The 21,606-nt window shown below is 52.1% G+C and carries 20 protein-coding genes; 17 read left to right on the plus strand and 3 right to left on the minus strand.

The genetic code is table 11. From position 1 onward, the window contains the following. Positions 1-33 precede the first annotated feature (33 nt). A complete protein-coding gene (locus BJP58_RS26240; RefSeq protein ID WP_194541227.1) occupies positions 34-789 on the minus strand; it encodes a YheC/YheD family protein in 756 nt (251 codons plus the stop codon). Positions 790-1,002: 213 nt separating this feature from the next. Here BJP58_RS26240 and BJP58_RS26245 point away from each other — a divergent pair, with 213 nt between their 5' ends. Beyond that, positions 1,003-1,368: an MmcQ/YjbR family DNA-binding protein gene (locus BJP58_RS26245; RefSeq protein WP_194545069.1), complete on the plus strand. Its 366-nt coding sequence runs from the start codon at positions 1,003-1,005 to the stop codon at positions 1,366-1,368. Positions 1,369-1,492: 124 nt separating this feature from the next. On the opposite strand, the gene BJP58_RS26250 is transcribed toward BJP58_RS26245, so the two are convergent. After that, a complete protein-coding gene (locus BJP58_RS26250) occupies positions 1,493-2,767 on the minus strand; it encodes a chitinase (RefSeq protein WP_194541228.1) in 1,275 nt (424 codons plus the stop codon). 400 nt (positions 2,768-3,167) lie between these two features. Between BJP58_RS26250 and BJP58_RS26255 the strand changes: the two genes are divergently transcribed. The 7 genes from BJP58_RS26255 to BJP58_RS26285 all read left to right on the plus strand — a co-directional run bounded on the left by BJP58_RS26255 (position 3,168) and on the right by BJP58_RS26285 (position 11,177). After that, on the plus strand, positions 3,168-4,520 hold the full coding sequence (locus BJP58_RS26255) for an MATE family efflux transporter (protein WP_194541229.1): 1,353 nt from the start codon (positions 3,168-3,170) through the stop codon (positions 4,518-4,520). Between the two features lie 577 nt (positions 4,521-5,097). Beyond that, on the plus strand, positions 5,098-6,141 hold the full coding sequence (locus tag BJP58_RS26260) for a BMP family lipoprotein (RefSeq protein ID WP_194541230.1): 1,044 nt from the start codon (positions 5,098-5,100) through the stop codon (positions 6,139-6,141). 69 nt (positions 6,142-6,210) lie between these two features. Beyond that, entirely contained in the window at positions 6,211-7,704 is a 1,494-nt protein-coding gene (locus BJP58_RS26265; protein WP_194541231.1) for an ABC transporter ATP-binding protein, read from the plus strand. Next, entirely contained in the window at positions 7,704-8,771 is a 1,068-nt protein-coding gene (locus BJP58_RS26270) for an ABC transporter permease (protein WP_071221266.1), read from the plus strand. Before BJP58_RS26265 ends, BJP58_RS26270 begins: the two co-directional genes overlap by 1 nt. Beyond that, positions 8,755-9,678, plus strand: a complete 924-nt coding sequence (locus BJP58_RS26275; RefSeq protein WP_113060298.1) for an ABC transporter permease — start codon at positions 8,755-8,757, stop codon at positions 9,676-9,678. Before BJP58_RS26270 ends, BJP58_RS26275 begins: the two co-directional genes overlap by 17 nt. A 91-nt stretch (positions 9,679-9,769) precedes the next feature. Next, entirely contained in the window at positions 9,770-10,444 is a 675-nt protein-coding gene (locus BJP58_RS26280) for a sulfite oxidase-like oxidoreductase (RefSeq protein ID WP_194541232.1), read from the plus strand. A 1-nt stretch (position 10,445) separates the two neighbouring features. Continuing rightward, a complete protein-coding gene (locus BJP58_RS26285) occupies positions 10,446-11,177 on the plus strand; it encodes a nucleoside phosphorylase (RefSeq protein WP_071221263.1) in 732 nt (243 codons plus the stop codon). 124 nt (positions 11,178-11,301) lie between these two features. Here BJP58_RS26285 and BJP58_RS26290 read toward each other — a convergent pair whose 3' ends face one another. Beyond that, positions 11,302-11,838 carry a DinB family protein gene (locus BJP58_RS26290; RefSeq protein WP_233354773.1) on the minus strand — a complete coding sequence of 179 codons (537 nt, stop codon included), beginning with the start codon at positions 11,836-11,838 and terminating at the stop codon, positions 11,302-11,304. Positions 11,839-12,016: 178 nt separating this feature from the next. Between BJP58_RS26290 and BJP58_RS26295 the strand changes: the two genes are divergently transcribed. From BJP58_RS26295 to BJP58_RS26335, 9 genes are all read left to right on the plus strand, one after another. Continuing rightward, positions 12,017-12,535 carry a TetR/AcrR family transcriptional regulator gene (locus BJP58_RS26295; protein WP_194541233.1) on the plus strand — a complete coding sequence of 173 codons (519 nt, stop codon included), beginning with the start codon at positions 12,017-12,019 and terminating at the stop codon, positions 12,533-12,535. A 525-nt stretch (positions 12,536-13,060) separates the two neighbouring features. Then, positions 13,061-13,528, plus strand: a complete 468-nt coding sequence (locus BJP58_RS26300; RefSeq protein ID WP_194541234.1) for an RNA polymerase sigma factor — start codon at positions 13,061-13,063, stop codon at positions 13,526-13,528. Further along, the gene (locus BJP58_RS26305; protein ID WP_194541235.1) at positions 13,525-14,733 is read left to right on the plus strand and encodes a hypothetical protein; all 1,209 of its coding nucleotides are present in this window, start codon (positions 13,525-13,527) and stop codon (positions 14,731-14,733) included. The genes BJP58_RS26300 and BJP58_RS26305 overlap by 4 nt, the downstream gene beginning before the upstream one ends. Positions 14,734-14,752: 19 nt before the next feature. Then, positions 14,753-14,950 (plus strand): hypothetical protein, encoded by a 198-nt coding sequence (locus tag BJP58_RS26310; protein ID WP_194541236.1) that lies wholly within the window; start codon positions 14,753-14,755, stop codon positions 14,948-14,950. A 169-nt stretch (positions 14,951-15,119) separates the two neighbouring features. After that, positions 15,120-15,719: a TetR/AcrR family transcriptional regulator gene (locus BJP58_RS26315; RefSeq protein WP_194541237.1), complete on the plus strand. Its 600-nt coding sequence runs from the start codon at positions 15,120-15,122 to the stop codon at positions 15,717-15,719. Then, on the plus strand, positions 15,712-16,404 hold the full coding sequence (locus BJP58_RS26320) for a YqeB family protein (RefSeq protein WP_194541238.1): 693 nt from the start codon (positions 15,712-15,714) through the stop codon (positions 16,402-16,404). Before BJP58_RS26315 ends, BJP58_RS26320 begins: the two co-directional genes overlap by 8 nt. A 361-nt stretch (positions 16,405-16,765) precedes the next feature. After that, positions 16,766-18,472, plus strand: coding sequence for an amylo-alpha-1,6-glucosidase (locus tag BJP58_RS26325; protein WP_194541239.1), 1,707 nt, complete (start codon positions 16,766-16,768; stop codon positions 18,470-18,472). A gap of 210 nt (positions 18,473-18,682) precedes the next feature. After that, on the plus strand, positions 18,683-20,428 hold the full coding sequence (locus BJP58_RS26330) for a cache domain-containing sensor histidine kinase (RefSeq protein ID WP_194541240.1): 1,746 nt from the start codon (positions 18,683-18,685) through the stop codon (positions 20,426-20,428). Beyond that, entirely contained in the window at positions 20,406-21,581 is a 1,176-nt protein-coding gene (locus BJP58_RS26335) for a response regulator (protein ID WP_194541241.1), read from the plus strand. The genes BJP58_RS26330 and BJP58_RS26335 overlap by 23 nt, the downstream gene beginning before the upstream one ends. The last annotated feature ends 25 nt before the right edge of the window (positions 21,582-21,606 follow it).

A 21,606-nucleotide genomic window follows, 5' to 3' on the forward strand; every position in this document is an offset into this window, starting at 1 on the left:
CAGTTTTGTTTGTCCGAGAAGGGTGTATCCTTATTATTTCGTGCGCCCATAATGCTTTCCGTAAGAGAGAACCTTATGGTACAGACTCCGATCCTTTAACGTTTTGAGCGGATAAATTTGCGGTCTGGTGTTCACCTCGAGAATCCATGGTCTGCCATTGGAATCCACAGCTACATCGAGTCCCAGCTCTTTGAAACCGCGATAATGGCGGTCGAAGTTTTTGCCAACGGCCACGCCAAGTCCTTTGAGCTCGGACTCCAGCTGCTGGGTGAAGGCCGAGTTGAAATTGGTGCCGCTCATCGTTTTGCGGAACGTTCCAATGGTGCCGCCTTGATTATAATTGGTTGCGACTTTGTTAGGGTTGCCGACTTTGGTGAATAAGGCGGTGCTCACCCAGGCTCCCTGCTTAGTCTTCTGGACCATCACCCGGATATCGAATGGCTTGCCATTGCTTTTGGCCAAACGAATTCCTTTTTGCAGCAGGTAGGGTCTGCTCCCGGCAAAGCGGTTCAGATCACGGTACAATTGAGATGAGCTGGAGTACGACGTTTTCTTGGTATTCAGCTGGCTCTGGTAGCCCCCGTCCGTTTTGCGGATTCGGACGATGTTTACACCGCCTGAACCATCCGTAGGTTTGAAGAAAACCGTGGTGTAGTCCGCCAGCATAGCGTTCAGGTTTTTTTTGCTGAACGGCAATGTGTGCGGTACGTATTGTCTGAAATAAGAATCTTCGTTTAACCATTTCGTTTTCTTCCATTTGCTCTTGATGGTACTGCTTTTATATTTCATAGTTAAGAGGCTCACCTCTCTCTTTTTTGTTCAGCATATGCCGAAAAAGTAGAGCAAGCCTCCACGTTGGCCTTGAACCAAGCTATGTACTTGAAAGAATTTTTTTATCGAAAATAATAAGATGATAAATAAGACTGCTGCGACTGGATTGAACAGGGAAACATCATCTACTATAATCAAATAGATCTGATGAAAGAAGGAGAGAATTTCCAGGTGCGAAGCCCACTCATTGCTTACTGTCTTTCCAAGAAAGCTGCATCCGAAGACTATCCGTTCGGACCGCTTCCGATCGTCATGAAAGTCGGGGGCAAAATGTTTGCCCTGATTACCACAATCGCAGGAGAGAAGGTCAGCCATATATCCCTGAAATGCGATCCGGTGATCGCAGAGAATTTGCGTCAGCAGCATGACGCGGTGCAGCCCGGATATCATCTCAACAAGAAACATTGGAATACGGTTGCCGTGGACGGTTCCTTAACGGAAGCGGACCTGCACGATATGATTGATCATTCCTATGATTTGGTGCTCAAGAGCTTACCTAAAGCTCAGCGCGTTGCAATCGCTCAGCGGCTGGTCTGAAGCCTGCTGAAATGATTCATCGCCCTGTGGCAGAGTGGAGGCAGGAAAACATCCATTTGCCAGAGGGCGATGATTAGAGGATACCATCAAACCTGTTCCAACCTATCCGCAGGAAGGTTTCGTATCAGAATGGTCTCATTCCCAACGTATCTATTTTCTCTCCGGTAATATCAACGCCCATACGGCTTGTAATATCGCGGTAATGGCCGGCGCGCCGCTGCACCGGGCTGCCCTCGGTTTCACCGAGGTTGGCTTCCAGGCCGTTCAAGACCATTACGGTCGTACCGAAGCCGGGATCGCCAAGCCCTCTGAACTTCTCGAGCGGGGAAGGCTTCCATCTGCCAACCATGACGTCGTGGGCGGAAGGCTTCGGGTCTTGCGGCGTCATCCAGAACAGGATGGCGGTCATGTAGCCGATCTTACCGTCAGCGGCAACGATCTCCGGATGGTCCAGCAGCACGCTTTTGTCTCCATAGATGATGGAACTGAACAGGCCGTAGTTAAAGTTCCAGCTGAGCATGATCGGTCCCCGTCCATAATAGCGTTTGTCTGGTGTTCCGGGATACAGCTCAGCGCTGGCAGGATCGACGAAGGCGTCTTTATTAACGCCAGTCCGGCCGGCGATGTTCTCGTTCCAGAACAAACCCCAACGGAGCGGTCCTCTCGGGGCGGTAGCCCAGCCTCCGCCCGTCTCGTGGGACAGATTGGCGAGGAAGGCTGCCAGTTCGCGCTTACGGTCCTTCTTGACCCCTTCCTTCAGGAAAGTGCCGCCATCAATGATAACGGTTTCAATCGTTTTGTTAAGGTTCTCAGACGAATGGAAGTCAGCTGAACGCACAACGAGTGTTTCAACGCGGGCGTCCTTGTCTAATCGGTAAATCTCCTGTGCGGAAGGAGTTCCTTGCCGCGTGCTGATCTTGATCTTAAGATTGGACACCTCCGCGACCGCGTTGATGAGATTATCGTATGAGAAATAGTCCGTCTGATCGGCTTTGTAGTATTCTTTGCCACTGGCGACTTTAAACCATTCCGCCGAACCCAGCCGATAAGGGAACAACGCCTCGAAATCTTCCTCTGATAGCAGCGCTTTAACGGCTGCAATCACCTTCTCCGGAGTGTAATCCGGATCGAGGCCGTCCCAGTTCTGGTCGATCTCCTTGCGGCTAATCAGCCTATGCTCCCCGATCACCAGGGAATCGATTGGATTCTCCGTGATTTGTGCTGGAGCCGAGGTGCCGGATCTAGTACTGGCTGCCGAATGAGTGGAAGATGCATCGGCTTGGGGCGCTTCATCGGCTGCAAAGGCATGAAGCGGGGGCATGAGGAGGGCAGCGCCGAGCGCTGCAATCATACTTCGCTGGATCATCTTGCGAGATAACGGATATTTCCACACGGTCATACACATTCTCCTCTGCATCATTGGGATTGGATTACACTGCCATCATATATACGGTATGTTTTTTTGTACATAGTCAGGAATTCCCACGATGTAACGCACAGTTGACACTGAAGGGAATCTCTGGCGGGACCAAGCCGGGGGAAATATGACGATAGGCAGGGGATATGCTGTGGAATGGCCAAGGATGCCGTCGAAGTTCGAATACCGGCATTCGCAGCGCCCTCCAACTTGATGACTAGTTTTTTCACGTGAAAACATTATAATGTTATTATGTTTTTGATTCTATGAATCTATGATTCTAATGAAAGGATCCTTCACTTCATTTTGTTCTGTTCATTTGCGTAATTTCATATATATATTAGAGATTCATCATCTTATAGACGAAGAAGGGTTAACTGACATGAGTTTATTTGTTCGCGAAAAAGGGTTCTACAAAAGTTTTTTCTGGCTGACGCTTGTCATCGGGATGCAGAACCTGATATCGGTCGGCGTGAATTTGTCGGACAACGTCATGCTGGGAGGATACAGTGAATCGGCGCTATCGGGCGTTGCCCTCGCGAACCAGATCCAATTCCTGCTGCACATGCTGGTTTTGGGCGTATGCGAAGGATTGGTCATCATGTCATCCAGATTCTGGGGTGCGAAGGATTTAGGCTCGATCAAAAAAGCGGCAAGCATCGGCATGCGCATGGCGATCTTCCTCAGTATTGTGTTATGGATAATCGTGTTCTTTTTCCCGCATGAGGTATTGTCTTTGTTTACGAAGGAAGAGAATGTCATCGCCGCCGGCGTGGACTATTTACGAATCATCTGTTTCTCTTATATCTTCTTTGCCGTCACCAATTCCTTGCTGGCTTCACTGCGAAGCGTGGAAACGGTAAAAATCGGCTTTGTGGTATCATTATCGACCTTGATAATCAACATCTGCCTGAACTATATCCTCATCTACGGGTATTTGGGTTTCCCTGAACTGGGCGTGGCCGGATCGGCAATCGCTACCCTGACGGCAAGAATCATTGAATGTGTGATCGTCATCGTTTATATTAAGCGGTTCGACCGTAAAATCTTGTTAAAAATGCAGGATTTCCTGCAGTTCGATATGGAGCTCTTCAAACAGTACATTCGCGTTGGCTCCCCGATTCTGATGTCCAACACGATATGGGGGCTTGCCATGGCGGCACAAACCGCCATCCTGGGGCATATGGGAGAATCGGCGATCGCCGCCAACAGCATTGCCACAACGATTTTCCAGATGGTGACAGTCATCGTATACGCTTCGGCCAGCGCAACGGCTGTGCTGATTGGGAAGACCATCGGAGAAGGTTTGATGGACAAAATCATATCCTATGCCAAAACGCTGCAGATTCTGTATATCCTTCTTGGCTTGCTGACGGGCGCCGTGCTGTTTGTGATTAAGGATTTCGTGCTGGGCTTCTACTCCATTTCCGATGAGGCGAAGACACTCGCGCTGCATTTCATGACGGTGTTGTCGATCACCGTCGTCGGAACGGCTTATCAGATGCCGGCATTGACGGGCATTGTGCGAAGCGGGGGAGACACCCGCTTTGTGCTCTACAATGATTTGATTTTTATGTGGCTGATCGTGCTACCCTCATCGGCATTATGCGCGTTTGTATTCCACTTACCACCGCTCGCCATATTCATTTGCTTGAAGTCCGATCAGATTCTGAAGTGTTTTGTGGCGATCGTGAAGGTCAACCGATTCAAATGGATACGATCCTTCAGTTCATGATGGGTAGACGGCAGTCATAAGATAAGGAAATCCATAGAGTAAAAAAACCTCGGGAATGTGTATCCCTGGGTTGAGTGCAATGAATGAGATGGAATCAGCTGCTGTCCTTTCATCTTTCAAAGACCGTGGTGAAGCGGCAGTCATGCTGCAGCGATTATTGAGAGCGGCAGAGCTGATCGATTGATCGCCAAACAAAGATTTTCCTTAATAATGGAGGAAGGTTCGAGAAGCATCTCACATGTTGCTTGCTTCATCTAAATAGAAATCAAGTTTTTAAAAGTATGCCATCAGGCATCCTTTTTTTTGCAGGTATGTTTGCAGGATACCGAGAATTTGAAAATAATGCGTTTTCATCCTGATCCCTGTCGAAAACGTTTGATCAAATGTTGGCAAATTCCGAACATTATCGACAATTGGATAAGGTAATGTTCTGTGATATCCGCAGTTTTCCACCAAATTTTTGCTAAAAAACACATTAAACTACATAAAACGCTAAAATTTTTGTTTTGACATCTGCTTGTCTATACCATAGGATAATAGTATAAAAAGTGCTCACTTAGGAGGATAAGGTCAGGAAATGAAAAAGACATGGTCAATTCTATTAACACTCGTATTATCCGTTGGATTGCTTGCAGGTTGCGGCAATGATGATAAGTCTACTGACAGTGGTGCAGCTAATGGCGGTTCTGAAGGATCTCAAGATAAGAAACGCATTGCACTTGTTCTCCCCGAGAAGATCGGCGTGAATCCTTTCTTTGCATTGATGGACGAAGGATTGCAGAAGGCTGCTGCCGATTTCAATGTCGAAGTGAAGACGATTGAATCGACAGACCCGGCTTCGATTGAGCAAAACCTGCGTACGGCGGTTGCCGAAAAATATGATTTGATTATTACATCCACCTTCCAGATGGAAGATGCACTGAAGAAGGTTGCACCGGAGAATCCGGACGTGCCTTTTGCCATTATCGATACGGTAGTGGATTTGCCGAATGTCCGCAGCGTCGTATTCCGTGAACATGAAGCAGCTTACCTGCTTGGTGCAGCAGCTGGATTGGCTACGAAGACCAACAAGGTTGGCAACGTGGTTGCAGACGACATTCCTATTATGCATAAATATATGACCGGCTTTGCAGAAGGTGCAAAATCGGTAAACCCTAACGTTGAAATTTTCGTTAACTACGTCGGCGGTTTCACAGATCCGGCTAAAGCGAAGGAACTCGCGCTCCTGCAGAACTCCAAAGGTGCCGATTTCGTTGCAGGCCTTTCCGCTGTTGGTGATTTGGGCGTATTCGAAGCCGCGAAAGAGAAAGGCTTCTACGCTTCAGGACAAGACACGGATAACACGGGCACGGATCCCGAGCACGTTGTGCTCGCTCAATTAAAAGGTACAGACGCTGTTGTCTACGAAACGGTTAAAGACTTTGCAGAAGACAAATACTCATTCGATATTCGTGATTACGGACTGAAAGAAGGCGGCGTGGGTCTTACTTACGTTACGCATGAGAGCAAAACACCGCTTAACCCATTCATTGGACAAGACATCGTGGATCAGCTTAAGGTGATTTCCGACGATATTATCGCCGGAAAGATTAAAGTAACCAACGCATTGGAACAAAATTAGTTCTCACCTGGACCGGCTGCACATGAGCAGTCGGTCTTTCATTCAGAAGCGAAAGGAAGGCATGACTCGATGCTACTCCAGATGGACAATATTACGAAAAAGTATGGCGAGTTCAGCGCAAACCGCGGCATTGATTTTTCGCTGCGCGCGGGTGAGGTTCATGCGATTGTCGGGGAGAATGGTGCAGGCAAAACGACGCTGATGCGGATATTGTACGGGATGGAGCAGCCAACCTCGGGTACGATTCGGCTGAATGGCAAGGAAGTTTCGTTTGCAAGCCCGCTTGACGCGATTAAAGGCGGAATCGGCATGGTGCACCAGCACTTCATGCTGTTTCCTACGTTTACGATCGCCGAGAACATCGTGATCGGCAATGAGCCGGGCTCAGGTGCAGGGTTTGACCGCAATCAAGCCGTAAAGATCGTGGAAGGACTCTGCGAAAAATACGGCATGAAAGTGGACCCGCGCGCCACCGTTAGCAGCAGCGCCCCCGGCGTGCAGCAGCGGGTTGAAATATTGAAGGTGCTGTATCAGGGCGCCGAGATCATTATATTGGATGAGCCAACAGGCGTGTTGACGCCGCTTGAGGTGCAGGAGCTTCTGGATGCCATTAAACAGCTCTCCAAACAGGGAAAGAGCTTTATTCTGATCAGTCATAAGCTGAACGAGGTCCTTGATGTGGCTGATCGCATCACGGTGCTCCGTGACGGCGCCGTCACAGGCGTAGTGGAGAAGGGGAATACCGATGCCCATGAGCTTTCCCGACTCATGGTCGGCCGTGAGCTCATGGAGCTGGATCGTAAGCCGGTCACGCCGGGCGAGAAGGTGCTGGAAGTATCGGATGTTTCAATCCGCGGTACGAAAGGAAAGCCGGTTCTGGACGGCGTCAATATGGACGTCCGTGCGGGTGAGGTTGTCGGGATTGCCGGTATTTCCGGCAACGGGCAGTCCGAACTGCTTCAGGTGATCTCCGGTCTGGCTCAGCCGGACAGCGGGCGAATTGCCGTTTCGGGCAAGGACGTAACCGGCATGTCGACAAGAGAAATACGGGAGCACGGATTAGCTCATATTCCCGAGGATCGGTATGTGTGGGGGGCGAATCGCATTGCAACCGTTATGGATACCGGGCTTATGGGTCACCATCGCCGCTTGCAGAAGGGCGGCTTCCTCAATCTGAAGGACATTCGTAAGCTGGTTTCCGGATGGGTTCAGAAGTTCTCGATCAAGACGGGCTCCCTGGAGACCAGCACGCAGTATTTATCCGGCGGCAATCTGCAGAAGCTGATCGTCGCACGGGAACTGGAGCAGGGAACTCCGTTCCTGATCGCAGCCGAACCGACGCGCGGCGTTGACATCGGGGCCATGGAGACGATTCATAGCGAACTGCTCAAGCGGCGCGAAGAGGGCACGGGAATTTTGCTCGTATCGTCGGAATTAACGGAAATCTTGAAGCTGTCCGACCGCATTCTGGTTATGTTTGAAGGCCGGATCGCGGGCGAGCTGTCGGCGAAGGAAGCGACAGAGGAGAAATTGGGACTGCTGATGGCGGGAGGAACCTTGTAATGAATAAATGGACAAAATTTACGCTTCCGCTGCTCCAGCCGATCGCCGCCATCATTGTGGGGCTGCTCGCCGGTGCCATTGCCATCATGATTGCCGGCGGCGATATCCTGCAGACTTACGCGGAGATGTGGAAGGGTGCCTTCGGCGGCATGTATTTCTTCACGAATACGCTATCCCGGGCGACCCCGATCATTCTGATCGGTCTGGGTGCGGCGTTTGCCTTCCGTGCAGGTTTCTTTAACCTTGGCGCGGAAGGTCAGATGGTGTTTGGCGCACTCGCTGCCGCATTGGTCGGATTGTACATGCCGGGTCCCGGCTGGCTGGTGTGCATCGTTGCGATTCTTGCCGGTGTTATCGCAGGTGGATTATGGTCGGTGATGGCCGGTTATTTTGATGCCCGGTTCCGGGTGAACCTGCTGATCTCCACGCTGCTGCTGAACTATGTGGCGGTATTGTTTGCAGGCTATCTGGTTGCCTATCCGCTGAAAGACCGTTCGGGCTCGGCTGCGATGGCGCAATCCGAAATGCTGGATAACAGCGTGTGGCTGCCAAAGCTGATTTCCGGCATGCCGCTGCATGTAGGATTTGTGCTCGCGGTGCTGGCTGCGTTGATTATATTCGTTCTGCTGAAGCGCTCCGTGATTGGTTACGAGGTGCGGATGCTTGGCGGCAACCCGCTGTTTGCCCTGTTTGGGGGCGTTAAACGCGGTCCCATGATGCTTGGGGCCATGTTCTTCAGCGGCGGCTTGGCCGGACTTGGCGGCGCCGTTGAAATTCTGGGCTCCCAGTATCGTTATATCGATGGTGCATTATCTACGGCCGACTATGCCTGGACGGGCATTATGGCTGCATTGTTGGCAGGATCGCATCCGATCGGCACGCTGATTGCATCGATCTTTTTGGCCGCGCTGCAGACAGGCGGTATGGGCGTGGAACGGAATACGGAAGTGCCGCTTGAGGTAGGAGCGATCATCCAAGCCGTGCTGATTCTCTTTATATCCGCCCGATTCACATACAGCTTCCTGAAGCGCAGAAAGGGGAACAAATCCGATGGAACAGCTGTTTGATCTTGCTTTAATCAACTCGGCCCTCCGCGTGCTCACTCCGATCTTGCTTGCGGCCCTCGGCGGTGCCCTGTGTTCGCGCGTCGGATTGTTCAATGTCGGTCTGGAAGGCTTTATGCTGCTCGGGGCTTTCTCTGCCGTGGTGGGGAACCACTTCTTCGGCAACGTCTTTTATGCGATATTGTTCGCGATTGCAATCGTTTCGATTTTCTCTTTTATATTTGCTTATCTCAGCATCAATCTGCAGGCGAACGTCATTGTGGTCGGTATCGCGATGAATGCGTTGGCGGCGGGATTGACCACGTTTAGTTTACGGGCTATTTTTGATGTTAAAGGTGCATTTTATGATAATACGATGGTCGGGCTGCCGAAATGGAACATTCCGATTATCGAGGATATACCGGTGCTCGGTCCCATTCTGGCCGGCCTGACGCCGCTTGTCTATCTGTCGTTTTTGATTGCGGGCCTCATGTGGTATTATTTCTATCGCACGAAGAACGGCTTCCGGTTCTTGGCTGCCGGCGAAAATCCGCTCGCTGCCAAAAGCGTGGGCATCCGTGTAAGACGGTATCAGTATGGAGCCGTACTGGCGAGCGGCGTGTTATGTGCCCTTGCCGGCGCGCAGCTGTCGCTTGGACAAGTGACGATGTTTACGGAAGGCATGACGGCCGGACGCGGCTTTATCGCGCTCGTTGCCACGATGCTGGGCCAATCGGGTCCGCTTGGGGTAACGGCGGCAAGTCTGCTGTTTGGCTTTATGGATGCACTCAGCATCCGGTTCCAGGGGCTGGCGCTGCCGACGCATTTTACGCAGATGCTGCCGTATGTCGTGACGATTCTGGCGATGTTCTTCTTTAAGGACAAAAGCTTCCAGCAGGATGCGCTGAAGCAGGGATCCAGCTCCAGATAGGCGCGTATGCCGCGCCGCGACGACCTGTGATTGAAGTCATCCAAACGATAAGCGGATGCAACAGCGATCAAGCGTAAAGGAGATGAACTTGGTGCACAAAAAGGCAGAACGATTGAAAAAAATGAAGCCGGTGGCGGTGAGCAACCTGACCGAGGAGCAGCGTGCCAAACTGCCGCCGGGGCAGACGCTGACCGAGAAATTCCCCATTTTGCACGAGGGGGAGGTTCCACATTACGACATGTCGGAGTGGACGCTCAAGGTGTTCGGGGAAGTCGAAGAGGAACGGACGTTTTCTTATGAAGATATATTGGCGATGCCAACGGTGACCGTGAACGCGGACATCCACTGCGTTACCCGCTGGTCCAAGTTCGATACGGTATGGGAGGGAATCCTGTTCCGGGATTTCCTGGCGGGGCTGAAGATCAAGCCGGATGCCAAATACGTCATGTTTCATGCCGATCCCGATTACGATACGAATGTACCCATCGAGGATCTGCTTAAGGACGATGTGCTGCTGGCCTATCGCTTTAACGGCGAGCCGCTGACGGACAAGCATGGCTGGCCGCTGCGTACGGTTGTGCCGCATCGCTATTTCTGGAAGAGCGCCAAATGGCTGCGCGGGATCGAGTTTATGAAGGAAGACCGTCCGGGCTTCTGGGAACGCAACGGCTTCCACAATGAAGCGGACCCGTTCAAGGAAGAGCGGTTTAGCGGCGAGGCGCTGGATATACCCGAAGATGAATGGACACATAAGGAGTTTGACTAAAATGTTGATGCCTATCTTGCAAGTGAACTCAGAGGATATACCTGAATTTGTGATCGTCTGCGGCGATCCCAAGCGTGCGGAGACCATTTCCCGCAAGCTTACAAACGCGCGCGAGCTCGCGTTCAGCCGCGAGTACCGCACCTTCGTGGGAACGTATGAAGGCGTTGAACTCGCGGTAACCAGCCACGGCGTTGGATGTCCGGGAGCTGCGGTTTGTTTCGAGGAGCTGATTCGCGCGGGGGCGAAAACCCTGATTCGCGTCGGCACGGCCGGATCCTATCGGGCGGATACCCCCGCGGGAAGCCTTGTGGTCAGCACGGCTGCGATCCGTACGGATGGCCTGACGAAACAGCTCGTGCCGGACGGCTTTCCAGCGGTTGCAGACAGCCAGGTAGCGGAGGCGCTGTACGAATCCGCGGTTTCAATTGGCGAAGGCGTGGTGCGCAAGGGGATTACTGTAACCCTGGACGTGTTCTTTAACGGCGTTGAAGAAGTACCGCACCAGAAGTATAAAGCAGCGGGAGCGCTCGGCGTTGAGATGGAAATTGCGGCATTGTACGTCGTTGCGGCGATCCGCGGCGTTCGCGCGGGCGCGATTGTCGCTATGGACGGTTTTGCCGACGCAGACCTCGCGGCCGAGTACGACCCGAACACGAATGTGGTTGCCGACGCGGTGGAACGCGAGATTAACACGGCCTTGCAGGCTGTGGTGAAGCTGGCGAAGCAGGGTTAGTAAGGGGTAAGAAAGCCGGGTTTCCTAAAGCGTAAGCTGCAGGAGACCCGGCTTTTTGTTTTGCGTGAGATGAATTCGGGGGAGTATCAGGAACTTGCAGCTGAAAATCCAGTCATACCCATCTTTACTGTTTGGGCGGCTGAACCGTGAAGAAGGGAACCTTCTCAATACCCACAGCTCGAACATAAGTGAATAGTTGCCCTTTATGGTGGATTTCGTGGTCGACCATGTTGCTCAGCCACACTTTTCCTGGGGCAACGAACCCGTTAAAGTCCAGCGGCTGCTCCAGCAGGATGTCGGACAATTCATTAAAAACCGCCGTAGACGATTCGGTCGAAGCTTGCACGATATTTCTAATGTCATCGATGGTTTCGAATTCGGTGGAAATAGAGGGTGGAGAGAACGAGCCTTTTACAATGGAACGCAGGAACATGTCTGAGGACGCCGCAATATGAACTGCTAATGCGCCCAAGGTATAGGCATTCTCCCACGGTTTATAATCCAAATGCTCGTTCTGAACGTCCTGCAGCAGATGAAGCAAGACCGTACGGTGTTTATGCCATCGTTCGAATAGCTGTTGACCTTCATGACTCATGATTTGTCCTCCTTGATCGATCACAGAATAAATTTCTTGGATGATGCGGTTTAATTTGCGGTTCATAAAACAGTTCGATAAGAAATAGCGGATTCCTTCCCTACGCGTTAAGCTATAGCCAGATGTTGAATTTAATAATTTTGGAAAAAGCAGTTGCAAAAATAAAGCGTTCCGTATATACTTTGTTTAATTAGTGATTGGTCAATCAATAATGGATCGAAATGAATGAAAGGAGGGGGAAGAAATGGCTAGAGCGTCAACCTCTGCGAATCGGCGCAATGACATCGTGGCGGCAGCCATCGAAGTGTTTGCAGAAATCGGGTATTATCGCGCGACCACGGCTCAGGTTGCCGAACGGGCAGCGATATCCCAGCCTTACGTCTATCGGTTCTTTACCAAGGAGTCGCTGCTTGTGGAATCGCTGGCTGTTTCCTGGGAGCGCATTGTGAAGGCATTCCAAGCGGTGATCGAATCCGCTTCTTCAGAGAATCTGGAGTTGGGTTTGATTCAGGCATACGAAGGGATTGTGCAATCGCATCGCAGCGAGATCCTGCTCCAGATGCAGGCGCAGACGATTCAGGAAGCGCCCATCCGCGAAGCGATGCAGCAGGGAATGAATGAGGTGAAGGATCTCGTGGAGAATGCCTTTATGCGAGCGGGATTTGAGGATGCCGACAAGAAAACCTCCGATTTTCTGGCCCGGGGCATGCTGTGCAATGTAGCTATGGCGATGGATATGCCGAATATGATGCCCATAAGATAGAGTACGCCCAGGCGCGCTCTGAAGTGCCGCACCGCGTACCTCAAGACTGGTGCGCGGTGGGATAAGGGCACTTTTTTATAAATAATTATGATTGATCAATCAATAATGAATTACTCGAGTGGTTGACTCTTTAAAGGAGGTGAATCCAATTTGGCTAAACTTCAGCTCAAATTTATGGACGGTTTCTTGGTAGCGGTTATGCTGGTAAGTGTGCTTAGCTGGTGGGACTGAGCCATCAGGGAAGATGAATGATCAGGTTAAATGAAAACAATAAGGAGGAATGAAGTATGAAGGAAGAAATACGTTCGATATGGTTTTCTAGGCACACGGTCTTGCTCGGTGTAACAGCCACTCTGCTGGTGTTGTTCTCCATGTGGGATTAATTATAGGTAAACACGCTGACTGCGTAGACGGTTGGCGTGTTTTTTTATGGGCACGAAAAAAATTTCAAGACTATCCATCAGTTTCTTTTGCCCAAACGTTATATTAACAGAAAAGACAAAACGAAAAGTGAGAGGTTGGCTAATGCAAGTATGTGATCTTTATGAAAACCTGAAGGACGATGTCCAGCGTTATGCCAGATCCATCGCCAAGCATGCTTACGAAGCGGATGATCTGGTCCAGGATGCCTTTATGAAAGCCATCAAGGAGCCGAACCTGGCAGCGCTGCCCCTTCACAAGCAAAAGGCCTGGTTCTTCAGAGTCGTCAAAAATCGCATGATCGATATTAGCCGCCGGGAGAAGCGGCTCGTATCGTGGGAGGATGATCTGGACATCGCCGAGCTCCCCGTTTCAAGCCGCAATATCGAAATGACGGAATGGCTCGCCCGTTTGCCGCAATCGCAGAGCGATATCGTGTTCAAGCGCTTTTGGCTCGGGATGTCCAGCCAGGAAATCGGCGAGCAGCTGGGCATGCCGGCAGCCACGGTTCGTTACAAATTGCAAACCGCCATCAAAAAATTGAGAAAACTATGGGAGGAAGATATGAAATGAGCAGAATCATTGAGAATGTAGGGATGTTGGATCTTACGCAGGCAACGGAGGAAACCGTAACAAGCATCGAACGGATCGGAAACGTGGGCCTTGTGATATACCGGGCAGAGACGGCACACCTCCTCACGCTGTTAAAAAACGCAGGCAATATCGGCAAGACGATTGAAATCCCCGAGGGACACCGTTATTACAGCGGCACCCTGCGGCTGGACGAGGAATACTTTCAGCTCTTGGAGCAGCCGGACCGCGTATTCGTTAACGGCACGGTCATCATCGATAAGGGAGTATCCCTTGAAGCATTCCAGAACGGCACGCTGCACCTGGTGGTCAACGGCGAGGTCTATGCTCCCCGGCATCTGGCCGCTGCCGTTACCTCTGCACTCCTCAAAGTGGGAGGCGCCAGCGCGGAGATTCACGCTTACGAATACGAACCAAGGTTCGAGTCCGGGAAAGTGCAGCTGAACAATGCATATCTGGCCTCCGGCAGCGAGCCTATGGAGCTGGTTCTGAACGGCATGGTTCATCTGGATAAGGAGCTCGATATGGAGCAGTTCTCGGCCCGGATTGAAAAGATCCAAGTCAACGGCAAGGCGATTATCCATGAACATCAATCCCCTTATTTCTACGATAAATTGAAAAAGATCAACGGCTTGGTCGAGGTGATCCCGGCAGGATTCGAGCATGTAACCAAACCGCTACGGCTAAACGCAAGAAGCGTACGGCGCTTTAAAAGCCATAAGCTCTACACGAGTAAGCCGCTCATTCTCGAGGCGGACGTGACCCGGGACGCCTTCAGCCAGGCCGTGTCGGAGATACATTCCAGTTCGTTCATCATTTGCGGCGAAGAGATCGAAGATCTGGTCTGGGAGCGCTGTCCCAACCTGAATACGGAAATCGTAAGTTATGAGCGGCTGTTTGTGTTCATCAGCGGCGAGGAGACCTGGTCGAAGGATCAGCTGGCGGCTTTGGGCCAGCCGGCGAGCTTCATTGTTGACGGGACGCTGACCTTTGACGATGACGTCACCGAGGGAGATATTAGGGCTTCGATGTCCTCCCTGGATCTTTTCGGCGAAGTCGTTGTAGGGGAAAAAAGAATTAAAGGCATTTTGTACCCTTACCTTCGGGCAAACAATGGAAGTATTATAGTGAAGGGGACGGAAGAGGAGCTTGCAGGTATTGGTAATGTCGGAATGTTGTCGCTATAAAAGAAAAGAGGAATGAAACATGAATATTAATAATGAAGATATTGCCAAACAGCATGTTCGCGATCTCCGTCAGGAACTGGAACGATGCCGGATGGCAACGAAATTGCGCTCTAAACGCAATGAAGCGGCCCACGCCGCAGCGGCTGTACGTACAGTCGAGGGAAAATGGAAGTCACTGTTAAAAACCATCATGATGATGGGAAGAAGAATGCTTTAATCAGTTGAGCCGGTTAAGCTACAAATCCTAATTATTATGAATCGTCGATGCGATAAGCATCGGCGATTTTTAGTTTTTTTGCCTACCGGTAGTTAAAAAATATTGACATCCATCATCCTTCGTCTTAAAATTCTACCTATCGGTAGGTAAAAAAGGAGCGGATGACAGCGTGAAAAAGAAGGATTTAACCTCACAGCAAATCGTCGAGGCTGCCATCGGATTGTTTGCGACACATGGCATCGAGAAGACCAGCCTGGCGATGATTGCCGGCGAAGTGGGCATTACGAAACCGTCGATCTACTATCATTTTGCGTCCAAGGATGAACTGGTGGAGCGGGTCTTTGAGTACATGTTCAGCGATTACCATTTCGATCATTATTTCTCCCTGACCGAAATGAACGAGCGTAACTTCGCGGAGAAGCTGTATCAAGGGGGATTGCGCATGTTTCCGGAAGAGGAAGAGGCTTTCGTGCCGGTGATGCGCTTATTGAGCGAGTTCATGCTGACCGCAAGCCGGAGTGCCAATTACGGCCAGCGGGTGGTCGCCATGCAGCAATCGTTCCTGGACGGCTTTCGGGAACTGATGCGGTTAGGCGCAGATTTCGGGATCATTGAGCGGCAAAATGCAGATTCCAAGGCGTATGTGCTGGCACTGGTCATTGATAATATCACGAGTTATATCATGATGGATATTCCGCTGGACTATCAGGCGGTCTGGAAAGAAGCGGTGAACAGCGTTCTCAGGAAAGGAGCGGATCCCATTGAATAACGGGATGGAATACAGTGATCTCGGATTATCGTGGGCAGACCGAATGCTGGTCTGGGCGGTGCCGCCTTTATTAGGCGCGGTGATCGGCTGGTTTCTGCCTGCGATTGCGGATTGGGCAACGGGTCTAGCTTGGGTGCCTTTTCAAGGACCGCTGGAATTAATCGCAACCATACAGGGACCTTGGATCGTCATCGTAACCGCTGTTCTGGGCCTGCTTGCGGGCATCGTGCTCTCCCACTTAGCCATTAAAGAAAGCCTTGCGGTCCGCCTGTCGGACAAGGAGATTACACTCCGCATTCATGAGGCTGAACGAACCTTTATGAGAGAAGAAGTTTCCGCTGCCTTTATGGACGGCAGGCAGCTGGTGCTGCTGGGCAACGAGGGGGAGGAGCTCTATCGCGAGAAACCGGAAGCCAAGCGGGAAACGGTGGCCGAAGCCTTCATGCGTCACGGTTATTCCTGGAGAGACCGCGATCCGTTCGCCGATCATTACGTCAGATGGGTTGCCGACACGCCGGGGCTTACGCCCAGCATGAACGCGCTCTTCCTGGCACGGGAGAAGGCGATGGAGAACGAGGATAAAGAGGATGCAGCCGATCTGCGCCGGGAACTTTCGAAGCTGGGCATTACGGTGCGGGATGACGGAAAAAAACAGTATTGGAGGCAGCACGGGCAGAGGCCATAACGCCGGAGCAGCTATAGCAGACGAAGCCATCATAGCGACATAATGGCGCACTAAATACCGAATCGCATAATTCCGGCTGAACGACAAGCGGTTCATTCAGATGGCAGTAGTCGCCCAGCTAAACCAGATGATCGCCATTGTCATAAGCCGATGATGCGGTCATCTTCGTTTTTATAGAAGTTTCGCGTCGCTGTGGTTTGCCATAACATTTGTCCCCCTTCTTATCGAACAAAATGGCACCTCTCCCGCTCAGTCGAACCTCCGGCAAACAATATCCCTCTATCGGCAAGACATCAGGCAGTCCTCTCTTCCCATGAGAAGTTTTACAATGAAAGCGATACCTCAGCGAAGGAGATGTCTTATGAATTTTGATCTGAATATCGTACCTTTCAGCCGTAGAGAGACCTTCTTGGCAATTTCCCTTCTGCCCGCGGCAAAGGACCGCAGACCAGGACTTTACCTGCGAACCGTCCGCGGAGGGGATGACAAGTTTGGCGAGGCGTTTCTGATAGAGCTGCTAAACCGGCAGAACGAGCCGGTTCCCTTTGAACCTGTAGCATCACCCGACAAAATCAGGCTAACGGCCTCCGATTCGGAAGGCCATGCGGACATTTGTTTATCGGACTCCCGGACCGTCCGGTTTCGCTCGGAAGGCTGCGGAATCCGGCTTACCTTTTTCCCCGCAGCGTATGATTACGCCTATGAGACCCATCCGGACAGCTGGGAGGTGAACAGCTTTACCCATAGCTGCCGCTTCATGCTGACCCGGCTTGCGGGCCAGATGAGCATGGAGGTCGAATGGAACGAGATCAAGAGCTCGCGGGTAACCGCCGACTTCTCCGTGGACGCATTAACGAATATGGCGGAATTTGCGGTCGAAGAGTTCATGACCGCCTTGACGCCGCGTACCGACTGGGAGTCCTTCGACGATGCGGTTGAAAGCGTTCGCGAGGATTATGCCAATTGGTTGAATAATACCCTGACCGTCTCTGAACGGTGGCAGGAAGCAAGGGAGCTCGCTGCCTATATTACCTGGTCCTGCGTAGTTCCGGCCGAAGGCTGTTTAACCCGCCCAGCCATGTATATGTCCAAGAATTGGATGACCAACATCTGGAGCTGGGACAACTGCTTTAACGCGATGGCCCTCGTGCGGCATCAGCCGGAGCTGGCTTGGGATCAGTTCATGATCTTTTTTGACCGGCAGGATGAGAGCGGCCTGATCCCCGACTTCGTGAACGATAGATACGAGCTTTGGAATTGCAACAAACCGCCGATTCACGGCTGGACGCTGGCCTGGATGATGCGCCGGACGGATTACATCAAGGAGGCCCAGCTGCGCGAGGTCTATGGTCCTCTAGCGAAATGGACACAGTGGTGGTTCACACACCGGGATCATGACGGCGACGGCATTCCCCAATATAACCACGGCAATGACTCGGGCTGGGACAACAGTACGGCGTTCAATAACGGCATCCCCGTTGAGAGCCCTGACCTTGCCGCTTATTTGATTATCCAGATGGAGACGCTGGCTGAAATCGCGGGTTTGCTGGGCCTGACCGAGGAATCGAGTCAATGGAGACGGAGTGCGGATGATACGCTGGATCGCATGCTCCGGCATTTCTGGAGAGACGGTCGATTCACCGCCTGCCGTTCGGGAACGCATGAGGTATCCGAGGGAGACAGCCTGCTGCTGTTCGTTCCGATTCTGCTGGGAAAACGCCTTCCCGAGTATATCCGCACGGCTCTATTGGAAGGACTTCGAGAGGAAGGCCGATTCTTGACGAGCAACGGCTGGGCGACCGAGAGCGTAAACAGCCGTTACTATAAGGCGGACGGATATTGGCGCGGGCCGATCTGGGCCCCTTCCACGATGCTGCTGGTCGAAGGGGTGGCGGCCGCCGGCGATATGGAGCTGGCGATGGAGATTGCGCAGCGGTACTGCCGGATGGTCAGTCTCAGCGGGATGGCCGAGAATTTTGATGCCCTGACCGGAGCGGGGCTGCGCGACCGGGCGTTCACCTGGACTTCCAGCGTATTTTTGATTCTTGGACATGAATACACGTTATAACTGTCACGGACTAACACTTCTTCCCGGGCTTTTGGCCTTGAGGGGGAGGTGCTTTTTCCGGTTTCTCTCATTTTCCATTTGCCGCCTAATTACAAGCTCTTTGTTCGGGTTTATAATGAAAGCGGTATCACGGGCGGGTTCGCAGTCCTGCCTCATTCGAACGAGTGGATGTAAGTTTCACGATACGATACGACAATAGGGAGAGTAACCATGAATCTTCAGGGGATCAAAGATCGAGTGGGCCGGCTGTTCACCGGCACCTATCACAGCATAAGAACCAAGCTGCTTACCTGTTTTTTAGTCGTCACCCTGATTCCGTTGTTCTCGCTTGGCGGACTTTCTTATGTTCAATCCGCTAAAGTGATTAACTCCCAATTCGGCAAATACGGCGATAATGCTGTGGCGCAGCTGGAGCAGCAGACCAGTTCGGCCTTGGGGCGGATGAAGCAGACGGCGGAAACGATTTATTCCTATTTACTGGACCCGAGCCATTCGGGAATCGGAGCCGGGACGCCATCCACATACGGCGACATTATGGAGAAGAACGACTTCGAATCGTTGTTGAAGTCGCTTCGGACGCAGCTGACAGCAGGAATTTACATCATAACGTCCTCCGGCTATTACTATGGGGAGAACAATCTGGATGTGAATAAACTCGGCAATATCCCGCTGTGGAACACGAGGCCGAAGGCATATGCCGGGACTTATTGGCTCGGTTTTTATAAACAGGATCATTCCATCAAGAGCAGCGATAGCGACAATGTGCCCGTCCTTGGATTGGCGGTGCCGATCCATCACCCCGACAAGGCTCAGGACGGCAGCATCATTCTGATCGAGGAGAACGCCGAGGAGCTGCTGCGCAGTTATGCCAAGTTCGAGGCCGACACGCATGCCCACCTGCTTATTACATCGCCGGACGGCACAATTGTGTATGAGACGGATGCTCCGTATACGCCCCGTGACAACGATGTGACCTGGTCGCGGACGCTTGACGTCAACCAATGGAGCATGGAAGCCAGAATTCCCGCCAAGGCGTTCTATCAATCCTCGGGCATTATCCGGGCGAACACGATGGTTGTTGCCATCGTCTCCTGCTTGCTCGCTTTTGGCATCGCCTATCTGTTCTCCTCCCGGTTCACCTCCCGAATCCGGACCTTGAAGGACTCGATGCAGAAGGTAAGCTTCGGCAAGCTGGATACCCGGACGCCAATCGAGGGCAGGGATGAGCTGGGCAGCCTCGATATGAGTTTTAACCGGATGGTAACGGGCGTGCAGACCCTGATTGGCGAGGTGGAGCAGAGCGAGCGGCTGAAAAAAGAGGCCGAGCTGCGCGCTTTCCATTATCAGATCAATCCTCATCTGCTGTTTAACACACTCAACTCCATCCAGTGGAAAGCCAGGCTGGAAGGCGCGGAAGACATCCGTCAGATGCTGTATCATCTGACGATGGTGCTGGAGGGGAATTTGGATATTTCGCAGGAGCTCGTCACGCTGAACAGGGAGCTGCGCATGATCGGTCACTTTCTGAAAATCCAGGAGATCCGGTACGGCGAGGTGTTCCGTTATGCGCTGGATTGCGATGAGGCGCTGCTGCCTTATTTGATTCCGCGGATGACGCTTCAGCCGCTGTTCGAGAATATTTTTTTCCATGCTTTCACCGATGGTCAGGGAGAGATCCATGTCAAGGTCGAGGAGGATCATGACGAGCTGGTGCTTACGCTTCGCGATAACGGAGCCGGCATCAGGGAGGAGAAACTCGCCCGGTTATTCTCGCCGGAGATGAAGCGGAAGGGACGCGGCGGGCTTGGCGTGCGGAACGCCGATCAGAAATTCAAGCTGCATTTTGGCCCTCTATACGGACTCAAGGTGCATTCGGTTAAGGGAGAAGGAACAACGATTACTATACGATGGCCGAAAAAGGAGGAGTCTTGCGATGATGAAAGCAGGGAACATTAAGGTGATGATTGCCGACGATGAGAGCATTGTGCGGAAGGGACTCCGCTCCACGGTCCCGTGGGACCGGTTCGGGATGGAGGTTGTGGCGGACAGCCCCAATGGTCAGGTGGCCTGGGAGGCGTTTCTGGAGTTTCGCCCGCAGGTGGTCATTACGGATATCGTCATGCCAGAGATGGATGGGATCGAGCTGTCGCGCAAGGTGAAGGAGGTTGCACCGGAAACCCGGATCATTCTGCTCAGCTGTCACCGGGATTTCGAATATGCCCAAGAGGGGATGCGGCTCGGCGCTTCGGGATATCTGCTGAAAACCGCCTTCGAGGACGAAGAGCTCGAAGCGATGCTGGGAAAATTCCAGCGTGAGCTGTCCGATACGCCGGCCTACGGATACGAGTTGGAAGAGCAGGTTTCTGCTCAACTGTTTGCTTGGCTTAACGGGCACAGTGACCGTTTCCCTGGAGAACTCCGAAAGCTTTGCAGCCGCGTCGGGCTTGGAGAGGGCAAGCCCATCTCGCTGTATCTGATCAAAACGGCGGGCTGCAGCAGCAATTGGGAGCACCTGCTGCAGGAGCAGGGCACCGATGAGCCGGGTTTACGCAGCAGCAAGCTGATTCCTTACGGCGCGGACAGCTGTTATTGGGCCGTACCGGAGGAGTTTAAGGGAGTGGCAGACAGCCTGCTGGTGGAGATCAAGAGCCGGTGCGGGAAGCTCACCTGGAATTCGCGGGAATGTCTTCACGGTTTAATGGATGTGCAGGCAGCCTTTCAATCCTTGCACAAGGAAGCCGAGCTGGAACGGGTGTACGGTCTGAGCGGCGAGCATTGGCCGGAGCCGATCTTGCAGGCGGTTCATCTGCTGCACGAACATCCCGCGGACGAGTGGTCGGCAGCGGAGCTGGCCCAGCAGGTAGGGCTGAGCCGCAGCCATTTTTCGATCCTGTTCAAGAAAACGGTTGGCGACAGCTTCATCACATTCCAATATAAGCGCAAGCTCCGTCTCGCCTATGGTCTGCTGCGCGAAACCTCCTTAACGATGCAGGAGATCGCCGAGAAGACCGGGCTTGGCGACAGCAAATATTTCAGCAAATGGTTCAAGCGCTGCACGGGTCAAACGCCAAGCCAATACCGTGCCGAACAAAAAGGGGAATCATTGTAAACAAATGAACACCCGTCTATGCAAG

It is taken from the genome of Paenibacillus sp. JZ16, assembly GCF_015326965.1.
Lineage (GTDB): Bacteria > Bacillota > Bacilli > Paenibacillales > Paenibacillaceae > Paenibacillus_AQ.

Excerpts from the sequence above, each read along its gene's own strand:
- BJP58_RS26240 (WP_194541227.1), bottom strand. The coding sequence starts at position 789 with ATGAAATATAAAAGCAGTACCATCAAGAGCAAATGGAAGAAAACGAAA.
- BJP58_RS26250 (WP_194541228.1), bottom strand. The coding sequence starts at position 2,767 with ATGACCGTGTGGAAATATCCGTTATCTCGCAAGATGATCCAGCGAAGT.
- BJP58_RS26255 (WP_194541229.1), top strand. The coding sequence starts at position 3,168 with ATGAGTTTATTTGTTCGCGAAAAAGGGTTCTACAAAAGTTTTTTCTGG.
- BJP58_RS26260 (WP_194541230.1), top strand. The coding sequence starts at position 5,098 with ATGAAAAAGACATGGTCAATTCTATTAACACTCGTATTATCCGTTGGA.
- BJP58_RS26265 (WP_194541231.1), top strand. The coding sequence starts at position 6,211 with ATGCTACTCCAGATGGACAATATTACGAAAAAGTATGGCGAGTTCAGC.
- BJP58_RS26270 (WP_071221266.1), top strand. The coding sequence starts at position 7,704 with ATGAATAAATGGACAAAATTTACGCTTCCGCTGCTCCAGCCGATCGCC.
- BJP58_RS26275 (WP_113060298.1), top strand. The coding sequence starts at position 8,755 with ATGGAACAGCTGTTTGATCTTGCTTTAATCAACTCGGCCCTCCGCGTG.
- BJP58_RS26285 (WP_071221263.1), top strand. The coding sequence starts at position 10,446 with ATGTTGATGCCTATCTTGCAAGTGAACTCAGAGGATATACCTGAATTT.
- BJP58_RS26290 (WP_233354773.1), bottom strand. The coding sequence starts at position 11,838 with ATGAACCGCAAATTAAACCGCATCATCCAAGAAATTTATTCTGTGATC.
- BJP58_RS26295 (WP_194541233.1), top strand. The coding sequence starts at position 12,017 with ATGGCTAGAGCGTCAACCTCTGCGAATCGGCGCAATGACATCGTGGCG.
- BJP58_RS26300 (WP_194541234.1), top strand. The coding sequence starts at position 13,061 with ATGCAAGTATGTGATCTTTATGAAAACCTGAAGGACGATGTCCAGCGT.
- BJP58_RS26305 (WP_194541235.1), top strand. The coding sequence starts at position 13,525 with ATGAGCAGAATCATTGAGAATGTAGGGATGTTGGATCTTACGCAGGCA.
- BJP58_RS26310 (WP_194541236.1), top strand. The coding sequence starts at position 14,753 with ATGAATATTAATAATGAAGATATTGCCAAACAGCATGTTCGCGATCTC.
- BJP58_RS26325 (WP_194541239.1), top strand. The coding sequence starts at position 16,766 with ATGAATTTTGATCTGAATATCGTACCTTTCAGCCGTAGAGAGACCTTC.
- BJP58_RS26330 (WP_194541240.1), top strand. The coding sequence starts at position 18,683 with ATGAATCTTCAGGGGATCAAAGATCGAGTGGGCCGGCTGTTCACCGGC.
- BJP58_RS26335 (WP_194541241.1), top strand. The coding sequence starts at position 20,406 with ATGATGAAAGCAGGGAACATTAAGGTGATGATTGCCGACGATGAGAGC.